Source organism: Desulfurella multipotens (assembly GCF_900101285.1).
GTDB lineage: Bacteria > Campylobacterota_A > Desulfurellia > Desulfurellales > Desulfurellaceae > Desulfurella > Desulfurella acetivorans.
This window is the reverse complement of record NZ_FMYU01000013.1, coordinates 1-16151: the sequence shown is the minus strand read 5'-3', so window position 1 is coordinate 16151 and position 16151 is coordinate 1. Positions and strand designations below refer to the sequence as shown.

Below are 16151 nucleotides of genomic sequence, written 5' to 3'. Positions count from 1 at the left end.
TTCGCTCAGAATGACGGGTGGGGTGTCATTAGGAGATTCTTCGGTCACTTACGTGACCTCAGAATGACGATCATAATGACAAGAGGAAATAACCAGGCTATTTATGCCTAACATAAAAGACAAAAATATGCTAACCTGCGCGCTACCTAACAGATTATCAAACCCACTTGCTACATAAAATGCTATCAAACCCAAACTCATACCAATTAAAATGGCTTTTTGCTCGCCACTAGAGTATTTTATGGCTTTTATATTATTTCTTAGAAGCATAAAAAACGCACTTAAAATTAAAATAAGCCCTATTAGGCCTGCACTCATCAAAATATTTACATAATAATTGTCAATTACTGTAGCAATATTAGCGTTTGGGTTTATATGGTACTTATTGGCTAATTGTTTATAAATTTTAACTGTATCATCGTGGACAATTTTGCTTGCAAAGCTAGGCCCATAACCAGTAAGTTTCCTTGTCAGACTTGATTTATTAAATATATCAAAAGATGCTTTAATCATTGCAAAGCGAATTACAATATCTGGATCTTTTGTAAAATGCAGTGTATAGTGTAGTCTGTTTTTCACAAAACCCGTTTGTGCCAAACCAACAACCAAAACAATACCTGCAAGGTAAATTAGCCAAATTTTTCTATTTTTTACAAAAAAAGCAATACTTATAATACCAACCAAAAGCCCCAGCCAATCCTGGCGTTCCTGAGTTAAAATTGTAGCAATCAAAGCACAAAGTGAAGCCAACAAATAAACCTTTTTCTTATTATAAAACCCAAGAGCCCCAAAAAAAAATGTAGAAACAAGCATTATTGCACCAATATATGAAGGAAAACCACTAAACCCTTCGGGAGCACATGCTTTGTTTGGTAGGCTAAAATGCAAACTTGACCAGGCAACACTAAAAATATTTGCAGGTTTGATACAAAAAAAAGCATTAAAATACACGCCAATTGAACTTATAATAATGAATATTGCTAATACATTAATAATGGTTTTATAATTGTTTTTTATTCGCGAAACAATCCAGTATGGAGCAAAATGCCATATATAGTGAAAGCTAGAAAGGCTATGTATTGGATTTATAGAAAAAACACTTGACCAAAAATAAGTAATAGAAAATAAAGCAGGAGGTAAATCATTTCTTTCAAATCTAAACTGTTTGGTTAAAATTAACATTATTAAACCGATTAGACCAATACTAATAGCCAAACTATCCGCAGCAATAGATGTAGCAACAAAAACAGCAAACATTAAACTGCTAATATAAAGCAACTGAAAAGACAGTTTTTTAGTATCAATATTCATTAGTATGCTCCTTTTTGCTTTAGTACTGCATAAATTGTTTTTAAAAGAATTACTATATCAAACCACAAAGACCAGTTTGTAACATAAAAACAATCAAGATCAACGCGTGTTTGAAAGTCAAGCTCATTTCTGCCCGAAACCTGCCAGAGCCCCGTAATACCTGGTTTAGTTAATAATATTGTATTAATTGAATCTCCAATTTTTTCTAACTCTTGCGGTAAATAAGGTCTTGGCCCAACCAAGCTCATCTGTCCAAACAATACATTTATAATCTGTGGTAACTCATCAAGTGAAGTTTTCCTTAAAAAACGTCCAATTCGTGTAACTCTTGGATCAAAATTTTTTAGTTTTTGATATTTTTCCCACTCTAAACGCGCTTCTTTGTTTTTGGACAAATACTCTTTTAATAAGCGGTCATTATCTTTATACATAGTACGAAATTTTAAAAAATTAAATAATTTGCCATTTTGACCGAGTCTTTTGCTTACGTAAAAAACGCTCCCTTTTGAATCAAGTTTTATTGCTACAGAAATGATAAGTATGATTATAATTAAAAACGGCAATAAAATTATACTTATGCATAAATCAAAAATTCTTTTCAAAAATCTATTTAGAAACGATTTTAAATTGTTATTTACACTTAAAACAAAAATTTTTTCTACAAAAAGATAGTTTACCTGGCTATTTAAAAGAAAAATAAAGCTCATTTTTGGTATTAAAATAATACGTTTAACCAAAGCCTGCAATTCTTTGAACAATTTAGATACTTCTTCTTCGCTTAAAGCATTTTCGTCTATTATTATTATGTCAATACCAAGTGCTTTTGTTATTTTTTTTGCATGTGTAAGTGGACTAATTGTTTTAAATCCATTAATATGCTCTTTTGTTTTATTTACAAAACCTACAATATCTAAACATAAATATTTGTTGTTATTAAAACTTTGGGCAAACTTTACGCTTGTTGGGCTAATACCAATAAGCAATACTTTTTCTCCTGAAATACCAAGAAAAAATAGTAAATTTTTTAGCGCTACCCTGAATATTGGGAAGACAATTAAACTATAAAAAAGCAAAAAAAATAAAAATAGTCTTGAAACAAAATCTGTAAGCTTACCAATACTAACAATTGATAGACATACAATAAAAGCTATAAATATAGCTTTAAACAGTATTTTTAGCTCATACCAGAAATGCACTTTTTTTGTATATAGGCCTTCTATTGAAAAAAAGAAAAAATATACTAAAGGCAGCCAGAAAAGCTTTGATAAATAGCCGTATACAATAAATTTTGGAAGCAAAAATAAATAACCAATGTATTTTCTTGTATAAAAAGCCAATGCAAAAGATAAACTAAAAGCAGCAAAATCTCCAAAAATCAAAATAATTACGTACAGTAATTTTTTTAATAAATTAGTTTTTTGCATTGTATTTTTCTTCTACAAAAGCCCTAAATTGTTCTTTAAAACGCTCTTTACTAAAATTTAGAGCATGCTTTCTGATTATTGTGGGATCAAAGTTGTCTTTTTTACTTTCAAAAGCCACTATAGCTTTTATAATGCTACTTACACTTTGTTCTTCAAAAAACATACCTGTAACATTATCTACAACCGTTTCAAGAACTCCACCATTTTTGTATGCAATAACTGGGGTACCGCAACTCATAGCCTCAACTGGCACAATTCCAAAGTCTTCCTTTGCTGCAAAAACAAAAGCTTTAGCTTTTTGCATATAATGCTTTAGTGTACCAAACTTGGCATACCCAACAATCTCAATATTATTTGTTGCTTTTTTCTTTATAAGCTCAAGCTGTGGCCCATCTCCGCAAACAATTAGCTTCTTTTCTGGCATATTTGAAAAAGCTTCGACAATTAAGTCTATTTTTTTATATGGCACAAGACGGGATGCAGTTAAATAAAAATCTTCTTTTTGCTCGCACAGTTCAAATTTTTCTACATCCACAGGTGGATAAATGACTGTGCTTTGTTTGCCGTAATATTTTTTTATTCTTTTAGCTACATTGAAAGAATTTGCAACAAAATGATCAACCCTTTGAGCGCTTGCATAATCCCATATTCTAATGTAGTGCAAAACAATTTTGGCAAACAAAGCTTTAAGACCTTTTTCCAGGTGTGCATCTTTTAGATATTCAAAATACATATCCCATGCATAGCGCATGGGCGAGTGACAATAACAAATGTGTATTTGATCTGGGTTTACATTAACACCTTTTGCAACGGCATAGCTTGAAGAAATAATGAGATCATATGCTGATAAATCAAATTGCTCAATAGCAAATGGAAAAAAAGGTAGATAGCTCCTATATTTAGTTTTGGAAAAGGGTAAATTTTGAATAAATGATGTGTATATTTTAGCGCTTTCAAAAACAGAACCTTTTAGTGCATCATCATTTTTTAATAATGTATAAATATCAGATGGGTAAAGCTCATATATGCTTTCTAAAACTTTTTCTGCGCCACCCAAAATAGGCAGCCAATCGTGTACAAGAGCAACTTTCATGATAACCCTTATACTAATATAAAAAGAGCTATTTTGCAATTTGTTTATTTCTAAGAAAAACTATAAAATAATAAACATGTGGAGATTCTTCGTCGCGGTACCCACAAAATGACGGGTAGGGTTTATGCAGTTAGGAGATTCTTCGCTGACGCTTCAGAATGACAAGAGGGGTGTCATCCTGAACGCATGTGAAGTCAGTCATCCAGAGTGAAACGAAGGATCTACTTGTGGGATTCTTCGCACACTTTCGTGTGCTTTAGAATGACAAGAGGAAATAGCCAGACTATTTATACCTAATATATAAGACAAAAATACGCTAACTTGCTTTTATTTATGATATAAAAGCTAGTATTATTAATATCATTATTGAAAAAATTTTAAAAAAACCAAAACACTAAACCAAAAAATATAGTAAATTTAAAAAAGCTATGGCTGGGGTGGGAGGATTCGAACCTCCGAATCGGGGATCCAAAGTCCCCTGCCTTACCGCTTGGCTACACCCCAAAGCTATGTAATACTAAGCTAGCAAAACTGGTTTTAAGATTTTTGATTTTCTATTGCTTTATTATACTCTTCTAAAACTTTTGCTTCTAGCTGCTGCCTCATTGCATTATTTAGCGGGTGAGCTATATCTTTAAATGTGCCGTCTTTCATTTTTCTGCTTGGCATAGCTACAAAAAAGCCTTTTTTTCCATTGATAATTTTTAGATCTCTAACCAAAAAACAATCATCAAAGGTTACAGTTGCAAATGCTTTAAGTTTTTCGTCGCCGCTTATTGGGCTGATTTTAACTTCTGTAATGTTCATACAAAAACCTTCCCTCGTTATTTAATATTGTTGCTTTTTTTATAAAGTAAGACTCGTCAAAGACAGAGATAATCTTATCTGCACTGCTTTGCGCAAAAGCAAAGACACTTGAGCCGCTACCACAAAGCAAAGCATTTTGAACAATCTCATAAATTTTTAACTTTATGCGCTCTAAAACAGGGTAAAGTTTAAATACGCTGCTTTCTAAATCGTTGTGCATAATTGCTAAAGGTCCACCTTTCTTCAATTTATCCACCAGATCCATTCTATTGATATTATTATGTTTTGTCAATATTAAATTACTGTAGGCTAATTTTGTGCTAACACCAAAGGGGGGCTTGACAATAATAAGCTCTTCGGGTTTAAATGTATAGTCGAGTCTATAGGCTATTTCGCCCCTTGAGCATACAATGCACGCGTTTTGGTATAAAAACAGCACACAATCACTACCCAAGCTTGAAGCCAAACCAACAAGTTCATCAAAGCTTAGTGGATATTCATACATTTTATTTAAAGCCAAAAGTACATATGCTGCATTTGAGCTACCCCCACCAAGTCCTGCTTGCAGGGGTATATTTTTTTCTATATCTATCTGAACTGCATCTTTAATGTGGCATTGCTCAAAAAACGCTTTTGCTGCCTTGTAGGCTAAGTTTTGTTGGTTGTTTATGCTATCTATACTTGTTAAAATGCGCAAAGTTTTTGAAGGCTTAATTTCAATAGTATCAAACAGATCAATTTTTGTTACAAGAGAAACTATATTATGGTAGCCATCGTTTCTTTTATCCAAAACATAAAGGGCTAAATTGATTTTTGCATAAGATTTGACAATCACAGGCTTCCAATCTTTTTTGCAATTTGAGCTACATTAAATTTGACTTCTCCAACATCTACATTTGTAAATTCTTTATTTTTGTAAATTATTTTCCCATCAATTATAACTGTGTCAACACTTTTTGAGTTTGCAGCGTATGACAGATAAGAAGCTGGATTATACATAGGTAGTGCTTCAATTGCATTTAAATCAAACAAAACCACATCGGCAAGCTTGCCTTCACTAAGCCCTACATCAAAAAAACCGCCAAAATCTTGGGCAATTCTGACTGCGAGCTTTGCATTCATGTAAGAAGGATTAAATAGTTTTTGAAGCAAAGCAGCGGTCCTTAACTCTTCCAATATATCCAGATTGTTGTTACTTGCACACCCATCTGTGCCAAGCAAAACAGACACACCTTTTTGTATCATCTTGCAAACATTTGCTATACCACTCGATAGTTTTAGGTTACTTTGAGGATTGTGTATAACATGTGCATTTTTTTTGCTTATTAAATCTATTTCGGCTTCTGTTAGATGCGTGCAATGAGCCAGGTAAGTATTTTTATTCAAAAGCCCAATCTCATCTAAAACAAAAGCACCATTTTGACCGTATTTTGATAAAATTGTGTTTACTTCATTCATATTTTCTGATAGGTGTATTTGAATATAATCATTAGAGTCGATCGTGCTCGCTAACTCCTCCAGATCGTTTTTTTCTAAAGTATATAGGGAATGAGGCGCAAAAGAAACTTTCACTTTTGGGTTATTTTTATATTTTTCTTTTAACTGAAGTGTCTTTTTTAAGCCTTCTTTGAAACTTGCGCAAAATGGTGTTTCAAATGACAGCAAACCTTCGCCAATAACAACTCTTAAGCCTACATCTAAAGCGCTTTGTGCCACTTCATCTTCAAAAAAATACATATCCATAAAGCCTGTGGTGCCACATGATACCATTTCCAAACAAGCAAGCTTTGAACACCAGTAAACCATGTGTTTATCAACATACTTTGCTTCAAGCTTAAAAATCTTATCAAGCCAATCCTGCAAACTAAGATCGTCCTGATAACCCCTAAAAAGCGTCATGGCAGCATGTGTATGAGCGTTAAAAAAACCAGAAACTGCAAGTTTGTCGCTGGCATCAATTATGATAGTATCAGGCGGCAAATCAACTTTAATGTCGCTTTGGACTTTTAGAATTCTATTTTCTTCAATAAGTATGGATGTTCTAAATCCGTCTAAGTTAAGTGCGTTTTTTATTAAAATCATTTTTTAACAAAAAATCATCAAACAAAATAGATAGCTTTTTTGAGGCTAAACTTGCTTGATTAATTACCTCCTCTATGGGTATTTTGCCCATACAATCGGGTTTATTTACATTAGTTATGATAGATACCCCAAGCACATCAATACCAAAAAATCTTGATACTATCGTCTCATTTATAAGGCTCATTGCTACGCAGCTTGCACCAATCAATCTTAAAAATCTTGTTTCAGCAGGTGTCTCAAGCGATGGACCGCTAACACCAACATATATACCTTCTTTTAAATCTATTGAAAGACCTAAAGCACTTTCTTTGAGTTTTTCTATGTAATATGGACTATACGCATCAACCATATCAACAAATTTATTATCAGAATCAATACCTATTAGGGGGTTTGTGTTAGTTAGATTTATATGGTCTCTTATAACCATAAGATCGCCTTTTTTGAAAAACGGATCAAGGCCTCCTGTTGAATTTGTAAGTATCATAAGCTTTGGATCAGTTTTGCAAAGGATCTCAGGCAAAGCCCTGAGTTTTGAAGGACTTAAGCCTTCGTAGTAGTGGAAACGACCATTTGCTACAATAATGCGCAAATTGTTACCTTCAAATATTTCAAAATAGCCTTTATGAGAAGAAGTTGTAGGTTTTGGCAAATCAAACTCACTGTAATTTATCTGCTTTTTCTTTGTAAATGATTTTAAATCGATTTTTATACCGGTACCTGTTATGATACAAATATCAGACTTTCCAAGTTTACTTTCCATACAACTGCCTTATGCTTTGAGGTAGTTTTATAGGCTTTGAGTCTTTTATAAGGGCAGACAAAATATCTACCGTTGCGCGTATTTCTTTATTTACAAGTAAATTAAACTTTAATGTTAAACTGGCGTTTTTAACTTCAGAAGCCTCAACATCTACCTCAACATATTCTCCTAAATATATAGGCTTTTTGTAGTATGCATTAACGCGGCTAACTACAAGCAAAACCCCTTCATTGTGAAGTTTAAACAAATCTATGCCATTTTGTAAAAAAAACTCCTGTTTTGCGCGCTCGCATAATTTTAAGTAATTCGCATAATAAACAACACCACCTGCATCCGTATCATCATAGTAAATACGCGTTTTGTAGCTAATCATTTTGTAACCTTTCTTTTGTATATTTTTTGCCAAGCTCCACACCTGGCTGATCAAATGGGTTTATTTTCCAGAACTCTCCAACTTTTGCTGTTGTAATCATGAGAGAACAAAAAAATGCACCTAAAGTAAACTCGTCTATTTTTTCAAGAAAAATCTCGGCGGTTGGCACATTTGACTCATCAAGGGCTTTTATTGTTGATTGTTTTTCAATCTCCATAATTTTTGCAATGGATTTGCCTTTTAAATAGTTAAATGGCTCATAAGCTTGTTCAATTGTGTAATCAACATCTGAGATTGTATCCAAAAACACAATAAGCTTATCTTTTATGCCTTCCTGATAAAGTTGCAACTGAGAATGTTGGTCCGTTGTGCCAAGTGCTTTTATGGGGGTTTGGCCAAGGTTATTTTTACCAAGGCTTTCTGCCCAAAGCTGCCTAAACCAATCAGCAACTTCATAGAGTCTATCTTTATATGCAAACATAACAAATACTTTACACCTATCATATGTGCTTACAACAAGGTTTGCCAGATCTATAGGAAACCCCCACTTATCGCGTGTTTTTCTTACAGCTTCTTTTGCCCCTTCAATGTAGGATGCTATATCAAACCCAAAAAAAGCCATGGGTAAAAGTGCAACACTTGTAAACGCGCTGTAGCGTCCACCCACTTCTTTTGGTATGTCAAATATTTTGTAGTTGTTTTGCATGCCAAATTTTCTCAAAAAAGTATCTGTATTGTCTGTACTTATTACAATATTTGCATTTTTAACATGTTGCTTTATAACAAATAATTGCGATAGGGTTTCTATGGTAGATCCAGATTTTGACACAACATGAAAAACAGTATCGGCTTGGTCAATCTCCAATACCGTCTTTAGTCTTTGTGGGTCAATATTATCCAGGCAAAAATACCTTTTATCTGGTTTTTCTTTTTGTAAAAAAGAAATGGCGGCGCTTGCTGCCAAAGCAGAGCCGCCTATGCCTAATTGAACAAAATTTCTCACTTTAAGCGATTTTGCAAAACTAATTATCTCTTCGATATTTGCCTTGCACAAGTTTTGAGAAAATGCATAATTAACGCTTGTATCACTAATGAGTTTTTGATAGCTAACACCGGTTTTAAATACTATATTGTTCATTTTTCACACCCTAAAGGCACTGCCAAGTACCTCTTTGTTTTTTCGCTCATACATCTTTATAAGCTCGTCGCGCGCTGGTCCCAAATATTTTCTTGGGTCAAACTCAGATGGATTTTTTGCAAAAAATTCCCTTATTTTTGCTGTCATTACAAGCCTACCATCTGTATCAATATTTATTTTGCACACAGCCGATTTTGCAGCTTTTCTCAATTGATCTTCGCTTACACCTATTGCATCTTCTAATTTGCCACCATAAGCATTAATCATATCAACATACTCTTTCAACACACTTGAAGCCCCATGAAGCACAATTGGAAAACCAGGAATACGCTTTTCTATTTCTTCTAAAATATCAAACCTCAAAGGCGGTGGTTCTTTACCTTTTTCTACTTTAAACTTGTATGCGCCATGGCTTGTGCCTATAGCTATTGCAAGTGAGTCAACTCCAGTTTTTTTGACAAAATCTTCAACATCATCAGGATTTGTATAAATATGCCTGTCAGATGACACATCTTCTTCTATGCCAGCCAACACACCAAGCTCACCTTCTACACTTACATCATACTTATGAGCGTAATCTACCACCTGTTTTGTAATAGCAACGTTTTCTTCATAAGGAAGGTGAGAACCGTCTATCATAACAGACGAAAAACCAAAATCTATACAGCTTTTGCATAATTCAAAACTATCACCATGATCTAAATGCAGACAAATTGGTATTTCTTTTAAATTTTTAGATGCTGCAAGCTCTTTTGCAAACTCAACAGCACCTTGACCCATCCATCTCAAAAGCGTTTGATTGGCATAATTTCTAGCACCTTTTGACACCTGCAAGATTACAGGTGATTGTGTATTTACGCATGCTGTAATAATTGCCTGCAATTGCTCCATATTGTTAAAATTGTAAGCAGGTACCGCATAGCCACCTTCAAAAGCTTTTTTAAACATATCTTTTGTGTTTACAAAACCAAGCTCACTGTAGTGAACCATAATTTCACCTCCAGCTTTATTGTTTTTCTTTTTGCAGGTTTTCAAGGCGCATCTTTTCCATTGTAAGCTTTAATAAATCATCCTTGTGAACAAACTCAACTACTTTTGGCAAACGGTAATTTGAAACATTTTCACATGCTATAATGTGTATATTCGAGTTGTCATTGTGGTCACATATATTAAAAAAATTTTGTGTAAAGTATATAAGGTTATTTTCATAAAGCAAAATACTGTCTTTTTTTGGTATATTTAATTTTTCTAAATCTGCATTTGTAAATTTAACACCACTCATATAATCTTTTACATACAAATCATTGCCATTTATATATATACCGTATAGTGCAAAACCCAACGGGCTTGCAATGTCAATTGTCGAATTTGTAGGCGATATTCTAAAAAATCCATCAATGTTTCTTATCTTTGTTTTGGCTTTAAAAATACCTGTTGCAGCTGTGGACATTTGAACGGTATTTTCTTTTGGCTTTGGTATGCTAGCACAGGAATTTAAAAAAAATACAAATGAAAAAAGCAACAATAAAAATTTCATATAACTTCCTTTATTCAAAACTTATTGGATAATGCCCGCTAAAGCAAGCAAAACAATAACCGCTTTCGCCTACTATTGATTTTAAATCTTCAAGCGATAGGTAGGCTATGGAATCAGCAGTCGCGTACTTTGTAATTTCTTCAATTGTATGGCTTGACGCAATAAGCTCGGTTTTAGTCGGCGTATCAATACCATAAAAGCAAGGATGCGTAACAGGCGGACTTGCTATGCGTAAATGCACTTCTTTGGCACCAGCATTTCTTATCATTTTAACAATACGCCTGCTTGTTGTGCCTCTTACTATAGAATCATCCACAACAACAACCCGTTTATTTTCCAAAACATCGGTGGATGGATTCAATTTTAATTTAACGCCAAAATGCCTTATAGAATCTGTAGGCTCTATAAATGTTCTGCCTACATAATGATTTCTTATAATACCCATCTCAAATGGCAAGCCAGAAGCTTGAGCATATCCAATTGCTGCTGGCATGCCAGAATCTGGTACAGCTATAACTATATCAGCATCTACTCTCGAAGTTAAAGCAAGTTTTTGACCTATTTTTTTTCTAATTTCATATACATGATTATCCCACAGATAAGAATCAGGTCTTGCAAAGTATATGTATTCAAAAACACATCTATATGAATTTTCGCTTTTAAATGGCTTAAATGAGTTTACACCGTATTTGTCTACCTTGACAATCTCACCACTTTCAAGCTCCCTTATGAACTTTGCGCCAATTAAATCAAACGCACAGGTTTCGCTTGCAAAACAATATGAATCATTTAGCTCACCCATTGCAAGCGGCCTAAAACCCCATGGATCTTTTACTGCATACAAAATATCATTAAATAGAATCACAAGCGAAAAAGCACCTTTTAGCTGGCTTAAAGCACCAATTAGCCTTTCGTCAAAAGAACCTTTCTGTCTTGCTATTAAATGAATAATAACTTCTGTATCACTATTTGAGCTAAATATAGCACCATCGCTTATTAGTTTGTTTTTTATGCTTTGCGCATTAGTTATGTTTCCATTATGAGCAATGGCAATATCGCCTAAATCAAAGCTTGCGGTCAAAGGCTGTAAGTTTACTAAAGAAGAATCGCCGCTTGTTGAGTAACGGGCATGACCTATGCCTATGTCGCCTCTTAAATTTTCTATGTCTTGTTTATCAAATGCTTCAAGCACTAAACCACGAGAGCGTTTTTTGCAAAAAATGCCTTTGTCTCTTGTTACAATTCCACAGCCTTCTTGACCTCTATGCTGCAAGGCATGTAAACCTAAATACACATAGTTCGATGCTTCTTTAATATTGTATATACCAAAAATCGCACAATGTTCGCTTAGTTTATCAAATAGGACTCTCATTTAGATTTTATTCCAAGTACGTCATTCATATCGTAAAAGCCAGGCAATTTATCAACTACCCAGGAAGCTGCCTTGAGAGCACCTTTTGCAAAGACATCGCGTGAAGATGCTTTATGTGTAATTTCTATACGTTCTGCATCGCCTGCAAAAATCACAGTATGCTCACCTACTACATCACCGCCACGAAGAGCCATTATGCCTATTTCGTTTTTTGCCCTTGGTGCTTCGCCCACTCTTGAGAACCTTGCATTTTGCTCAAAACTTATGCCCAGACCTTCTGCTACTTTTTGACCTAACTTTAAAGCAGTTCCACTTGGAGCATCTTTTTTTGCCCTATGATGCATTTCTACAATCTCTACATCAAAATCACTACCCAAATACTTAGCTGTTTCTTTTACAATCTCAAACAGTATATTTACGCCTAAACTCATATTTGGTGCCATAACTATAGGGCACATTACAGATAGCTTTTTTATTTGTTCAATAGACTCAGCATCGCAACCTGTAGTGCCAATTACAATTGATTTTTTATTTTCGCACGCGCACCTTACATTTTCAAGTGTGGCTTTACAGTTTGTAAAATCAATAACACAGTCACCTTGATCGATACAATCTGATAATTTTTCGCTAACTTTTACATTTATTGGAGCAATACCTAATACTGTACCTACATCTTTTCCTATGCAATCCGGGTTTTTCTCAGTTGCCCCAATAAGCTTAAATTGATCACTTTGTAAAGCAAGTGTTGCGATACGTCTGCCCATTTTACCACACACGCCGCAAACTATTAAATTAACCATAGTTTATCCACCCAAAAATTCGTATTCTTTTAACATAGCTTTTAGTTTTTCTTTGTTTGCACTTGACATTTTGCACAATGGCAATCTAAATTCTTCTTCTACAAGGCCCATGAGTGCTACAGCTGTTTTTACAGGTATAGGGTTAGTTTCAATAAACATCATCTGATGAAGTGGATACATTTTATGATGTAGCATTCTTGCTTTTTCTAGATCACCTGACACAAAAGCATCGTACTGCTCGCTAACCATTGCGGGTGCTACATTTGATGTAACAGAAATTATGCCAGAACCACCTATAGATAGCATGGGTAGTGTTAAAAAATCATCGCCACTTACCACGCTAAAGCCTTCTTTTGCTTTTTCAAGAATCTCTGAAACCTGGTTTAAAGAACCGCTTGCTTCTTTTATGCCAATAATATTATCAATTTCACTAAGCCTTGCTACCGTATCGGGCAATATATTAACCGATGTCCTTCCTGGCACATTGTATAGAACAACACCTATATCAACAGCATCTGCTATTGCTTTATAGTGCTGATATAATCCTTCTTGTGTTGGTTTGTTATAATATGGTGTAACAGATAAAATTGCATCAGCTCCTAAACTTTGGGCCAATTTTGCCATTTCAATAACTTTTTTCGTATTATTGCTACCAGCACCAGCAAGAACGCCTACCTGACCTTTGCATTCTTCAACGCATGAGCCAACAACTTTTTCGTATTCATTTAAATCCAGCGTTACAGCTTCTCCTGTAGTACCACACGGTACAATACAATCAATACCATTTTCAATTTGCCTTTTAATTAAATTCCTGAACGATACCTCATCAAACTTGCCGTTTTTGAATGGAGTTACAATAGCCGTCATAGCACCTTTTAATTCAAACATATACAACCCCCTTTATTTTAATAATCCCACGCTTCGTCAATCATGGTACCCACAAAACTAAGCATGCTATCACCTTCTAAAAATACCATGTCTATGGGCTCACTGGATTTATTGTCTTTTATTTGAAAATACACTTTAAGAATTTTCCCAGAACGGGTTTTAACCTCAACGGGCGATATTGCTTTGTTTGTAAGTCCACTAATTAAACTTGAAGCAGTTGCACCTGTGCCACAAGCTAAAGTTTCTGCTTCTACGCCACGCTCATATGTGCGAATGGCAATCGTATTATCATCTAAAACCTTTACAAAGTTAACATTTGTGCCTGCTGGAGCAAAAATTTCATGATAGCGATACTTTGCGCCAAGTTTTTCTACATCTACAGCTTCTATATCATCAACAAATATCACAAGGTGGGGCACACCTGTATTTATAAAATACATTGTTTGGTTATCCAGCTCAACTGTTTTATAATCTGTAGGTTTGGTAAGCTGTACTTTGACTGTATTTATACCTACGATTTCACCATAAATCTTACCAGCGCCTGTTAAAAATGTAGTTTTTGTATCACTTATTATCCCTTTTAAATAGGCAAAACGTACAGCACATCTTGAACCATTACCGCACATTGATGCAATGGAACCATCATTGTTATAAAACTGCCATGCAAAATCGCAATCTGGCTCATCTGTATTTTCTATTAGGATAACACCATCTGCACCTATGGATAAACCTCTTTTACAAATGCGCTTAACAAATTCTTCTGTTTTTAAACCGATATTTTCTACAACATGCTCTCTATTGTCTATTAAAATAAAATCATTACCTGAGCCGTTCATCTTAAAAAATTCAATTTTTCGCATTAAATAGTTTCCCCTCTAATTAAATCTTCGAATGTTTCTCTTGCTCTTACTAGTTTTACTTTATCTTTATCCACTAAAACTTCAGCTGGTTTACAACGTGAATTGTAATTACTTGCCATTGTAAAACCATATGCTCCACTGCTAAATATACTAACTAAATCGTTTCTTTCAAGGCTATCTATTTCTCTTGATCTGGCAAAAAAATCACCACTTTCACAAATTGGACCTACAATATCAGCTGTGATTTTTTTGGCATTCTTTTTTACTACCGGTTCGATTTTGTGGTATGCATCGTACAAACTTGGTCTAATAAGATCATTCATTGCTCCATCTACAATGATAAAATTTTTACCTTCATTTTGTTTTCTATACAGGACTTTTGTAACAAATATACCGCCATTTGCAACTAAAAATCTGCCAGGCTCCAATACAATCATACTATCCGGAAAATCTTTAAATGCTTCATTGATAAAATTTGCATACTGGTCCAAATCCGGTTCTTTTTCGTTTTCATAAACTACACCGAGTCCACCACCTATATCTATAATATCAAGTTTTATACCCAAAGAAAGTAACTCTCTCATAATATGCGCTACTTTTATTTGCGCTTCAAAAAATGGAGATACATCTGTAAGCTGGCTTCCAATATGGAATTGAATGCCTTTAATACTAATATGCTTCATTTGAGATGCTTTCTTGTATGCATCTACAATTTGTGTGTGTGATATGCCAAACTTGTTTTTCTTTAAACCTGTTGATATATATGGATGAGTTTTTGGATCAACATTTGGGTTTACTCTAAAAGAAACCGGTGCAGTCTTGTTTAGCAAACAAGCAACTTTTTCTATTTCTTCTAATTCTTCAAATGATTCAATATTAAACATTAAAATGTTATTTTCAAGAGCATATTTTATTTCATCTGGCGTTTTGCCAACACCGCTAAAGACGATTTTTGTCGTATCAAGACCGGCTTTTTTTGCTCTAAAAATCTCTCCAGCAGATACCACATCTGCGCCTGCGCCTAATTTTGCAAATGTGTTTATAACAGCTAAGTTGCTGTTTGCTTTAAGCGCAAAGCATATTAAGTGCCTTCTTGTAATTTTTTCATCAAGTTTTTTATATTGAGTTTCAAAATGACTTTTACTGTAAATATAAAGTGGTGTTTTAAACTCTAAAGCAATGTCTGCTACCTTCATATCTTCTACATAAAGCTCGTTATTTTTGTAATAAAACATCAATACCCCCTTATTTAGCCTTAAGTATTATTTTAATTAATATTACTTAATTTGCAAGAAAAATTTATACAAGACTTGACAAAGTAAAGCTAAAGCTTTATGTATTTAAATATGAAAATCCTGCATTTAAATACACAAAAAGGCTTTAGAGGCGGCGAGCAGCAGTTAATATACCTAGCGCAAGGCTTAAGAGAGCTTGGTATAGATTCTATTATTGCCGCTAAGGATGAGTTGTATAAAAAAGCAAACGCAATGGGTTTTGAAACAATAGACTCAAGTAATTTAAAGCAATTATTAGGTGCAGCAAAACAATGCGATATTCTGCACGCTCATGCTTCAAAAGCGCATACTCTAGGCGTTTTTCTTAAATTATTAACAAAAAAACCACTTGTATACACAAGAAGGGTGGATTATAAACAAAAAAAGATATCAAAACTTAAGTATTTACTAACAGACAAAGTAGTGTGTGTT

At 34.1% G+C, this 16151-nt stretch carries 16 protein-coding genes, 1 tRNA gene and 1 pseudogene; 1 reads left to right on the top strand and 17 read right to left on the bottom strand.

Annotation, left to right across the window (positions count from 1 at the left end):
• Positions 1–48: 48 nt before the first annotated feature.
• The 17 genes from BLQ93_RS08240 to lysA all read right to left on the bottom strand — a co-directional run bounded on the left by BLQ93_RS08240 (position 49) and on the right by lysA (position 15680).
• Positions 49–1311 carry an O-antigen ligase family protein gene (locus tag BLQ93_RS08240; RefSeq protein ID WP_092129549.1) on the bottom strand — a complete coding sequence of 421 codons (1263 nt, stop codon included), beginning with the start codon at positions 1309–1311 and terminating at the stop codon, positions 49–51.
• Positions 1311–2735 (bottom strand): undecaprenyl-phosphate galactose phosphotransferase WbaP, encoded by a 1425-nt coding sequence (wbaP, locus tag BLQ93_RS08235; protein WP_092129547.1) that lies wholly within the window; start codon positions 2733–2735, stop codon positions 1311–1313. The genes BLQ93_RS08240 and wbaP overlap by 1 nt, the downstream gene beginning before the upstream one ends.
• Positions 2722–3828, bottom strand: coding sequence for a glycosyltransferase family 4 protein (locus tag BLQ93_RS08230; protein WP_092129545.1), 1107 nt, complete (start codon positions 3826–3828; stop codon positions 2722–2724). Before BLQ93_RS08230 ends, wbaP begins: the two co-directional genes overlap by 14 nt.
• A gap of 429 nt (positions 3829–4257) precedes the next feature.
• A tRNA-Gln gene (locus tag BLQ93_RS08225) sits at positions 4258–4332 on the bottom strand.
• Positions 4333–4365: 33 nt separating this feature from the next.
• Positions 4366–4635, bottom strand: a complete 270-nt coding sequence (spoVG, locus tag BLQ93_RS08220) for a septation regulator SpoVG (protein WP_025391141.1) — start codon at positions 4633–4635, stop codon at positions 4366–4368.
• Complete coding sequence (gene ispE, locus BLQ93_RS08215; protein ID WP_092129543.1) at positions 4616–5470, bottom strand: 4-(cytidine 5'-diphospho)-2-C-methyl-D-erythritol kinase; 855 nt, start codon at positions 5468–5470, stop codon at positions 4616–4618. Before ispE ends, spoVG begins: the two co-directional genes overlap by 20 nt.
• The gene (locus tag BLQ93_RS08210; protein ID WP_092129541.1) at positions 5467–6717 is read right to left on the bottom strand and encodes an amidohydrolase; all 1251 of its coding nucleotides are present in this window, start codon (positions 6715–6717) and stop codon (positions 5467–5469) included. The genes ispE and BLQ93_RS08210 overlap by 4 nt, the downstream gene beginning before the upstream one ends.
• On the bottom strand, positions 6692–7477 hold the full coding sequence (locus tag BLQ93_RS08205) for a purine-nucleoside phosphorylase (RefSeq protein WP_092129539.1): 786 nt from the start codon (positions 7475–7477) through the stop codon (positions 6692–6694). The genes BLQ93_RS08210 and BLQ93_RS08205 overlap by 26 nt, the downstream gene beginning before the upstream one ends.
• A complete protein-coding gene (locus tag BLQ93_RS08200) occupies positions 7467–7850 on the bottom strand; it encodes an acyl-CoA thioesterase (RefSeq protein WP_092129580.1) in 384 nt (127 codons plus the stop codon). Before BLQ93_RS08200 ends, BLQ93_RS08205 begins: the two co-directional genes overlap by 11 nt.
• Positions 7843–8988 (bottom strand): hypothetical protein, encoded by a 1146-nt coding sequence (locus BLQ93_RS08195; protein WP_092129537.1) that lies wholly within the window; start codon positions 8986–8988, stop codon positions 7843–7845. The genes BLQ93_RS08200 and BLQ93_RS08195 overlap by 8 nt, the downstream gene beginning before the upstream one ends.
• A 3-nt stretch (positions 8989–8991) precedes the next feature.
• Entirely contained in the window at positions 8992–9978 is a 987-nt protein-coding gene (locus BLQ93_RS08190) for a class II fructose-bisphosphate aldolase (RefSeq protein WP_025391135.1), read from the bottom strand.
• Between the two features lie 16 nt (positions 9979–9994).
• On the bottom strand, positions 9995–10525 hold the full coding sequence (locus BLQ93_RS08185) for a hypothetical protein (protein ID WP_092129535.1): 531 nt from the start codon (positions 10523–10525) through the stop codon (positions 9995–9997).
• A 10-nt stretch (positions 10526–10535) separates the two neighbouring features.
• A complete protein-coding gene (purF, locus tag BLQ93_RS08180; protein ID WP_092129533.1) occupies positions 10536–11897 on the bottom strand; it encodes an amidophosphoribosyltransferase in 1362 nt (453 codons plus the stop codon).
• A complete protein-coding gene (gene dapB / locus BLQ93_RS08175) occupies positions 11894–12697 on the bottom strand; it encodes a 4-hydroxy-tetrahydrodipicolinate reductase (RefSeq protein WP_092129531.1) in 804 nt (267 codons plus the stop codon). The genes purF and dapB overlap by 4 nt, the downstream gene beginning before the upstream one ends.
• Before the next feature lie 3 nt (positions 12698–12700).
• A complete protein-coding gene (gene dapA / locus BLQ93_RS08170) occupies positions 12701–13585 on the bottom strand; it encodes a 4-hydroxy-tetrahydrodipicolinate synthase (RefSeq protein ID WP_092129529.1) in 885 nt (294 codons plus the stop codon).
• Between the two features lie 17 nt (positions 13586–13602).
• Positions 13603–14445 carry a diaminopimelate epimerase gene (gene dapF, locus BLQ93_RS08165; protein WP_092129527.1) on the bottom strand — a complete coding sequence of 281 codons (843 nt, stop codon included), beginning with the start codon at positions 14443–14445 and terminating at the stop codon, positions 13603–13605.
• Positions 14445–15680, bottom strand: coding sequence for a diaminopimelate decarboxylase (gene lysA, locus BLQ93_RS08160; protein WP_092129525.1), 1236 nt, complete (start codon positions 15678–15680; stop codon positions 14445–14447). The genes dapF and lysA overlap by 1 nt, the downstream gene beginning before the upstream one ends.
• A gap of 111 nt (positions 15681–15791) precedes the next feature.
• Between lysA and BLQ93_RS08155 the strand changes: the two are divergent.
• Positions 15792–16151: pseudogene (locus BLQ93_RS08155) on the top strand (glycosyltransferase family 4 protein); the annotation flags it as partial.

What these genes read in the sequence shown, in the direction of transcription:
- dapF (WP_092129527.1), bottom strand. Translation starts at nt 14,445, where the DNA reads ATGCGAAAAATTGAATTTTTTAAGATGAACGGCTCAGGTAATGATTTT.
- BLQ93_RS08190 (WP_025391135.1), bottom strand. Translation starts at nt 9,978, where the DNA reads ATGGTTCACTACAGTGAGCTTGGTTTTGTAAACACAAAAGATATGTTT.
- dapB (WP_092129531.1), bottom strand. Translation starts at nt 12,697, where the DNA reads ATGGTTAATTTAATAGTTTGCGGCGTGTGTGGTAAAATGGGCAGACGT.
- BLQ93_RS08200 (WP_092129580.1), bottom strand. Translation starts at nt 7,850, where the DNA reads ATGATTAGCTACAAAACGCGTATTTACTATGATGATACGGATGCAGGT.
- wbaP (WP_092129547.1), bottom strand. Translation starts at nt 2,735, where the DNA reads ATGCAAAAAACTAATTTATTAAAAAAATTACTGTACGTAATTATTTTG.
- BLQ93_RS08195 (WP_092129537.1), bottom strand. Translation starts at nt 8,988, where the DNA reads ATGAACAATATAGTATTTAAAACCGGTGTTAGCTATCAAAAACTCATT.
- dapA (WP_092129529.1), bottom strand. Translation starts at nt 13,585, where the DNA reads ATGTTTGAATTAAAAGGTGCTATGACGGCTATTGTAACTCCATTCAAA.
- BLQ93_RS08205 (WP_092129539.1), bottom strand. Translation starts at nt 7,477, where the DNA reads ATGGAAAGTAAACTTGGAAAGTCTGATATTTGTATCATAACAGGTACC.
- BLQ93_RS08230 (WP_092129545.1), bottom strand. Translation starts at nt 3,828, where the DNA reads ATGAAAGTTGCTCTTGTACACGATTGGCTGCCTATTTTGGGTGGCGCA.
- lysA (WP_092129525.1), bottom strand. Translation starts at nt 15,680, where the DNA reads ATGTTTTATTACAAAAATAACGAGCTTTATGTAGAAGATATGAAGGTA.
- BLQ93_RS08185 (WP_092129535.1), bottom strand. Translation starts at nt 10,525, where the DNA reads ATGAAATTTTTATTGTTGCTTTTTTCATTTGTATTTTTTTTAAATTCC.
- purF (WP_092129533.1), bottom strand. Translation starts at nt 11,897, where the DNA reads ATGAGAGTCCTATTTGATAAACTAAGCGAACATTGTGCGATTTTTGGT.
- spoVG (WP_025391141.1), bottom strand. Translation starts at nt 4,635, where the DNA reads ATGAACATTACAGAAGTTAAAATCAGCCCAATAAGCGGCGACGAAAAA.
- BLQ93_RS08240 (WP_092129549.1), bottom strand. Translation starts at nt 1,311, where the DNA reads ATGAATATTGATACTAAAAAACTGTCTTTTCAGTTGCTTTATATTAGC.
- BLQ93_RS08210 (WP_092129541.1), bottom strand. Translation starts at nt 6,717, where the DNA reads ATGATTTTAATAAAAAACGCACTTAACTTAGACGGATTTAGAACATCC.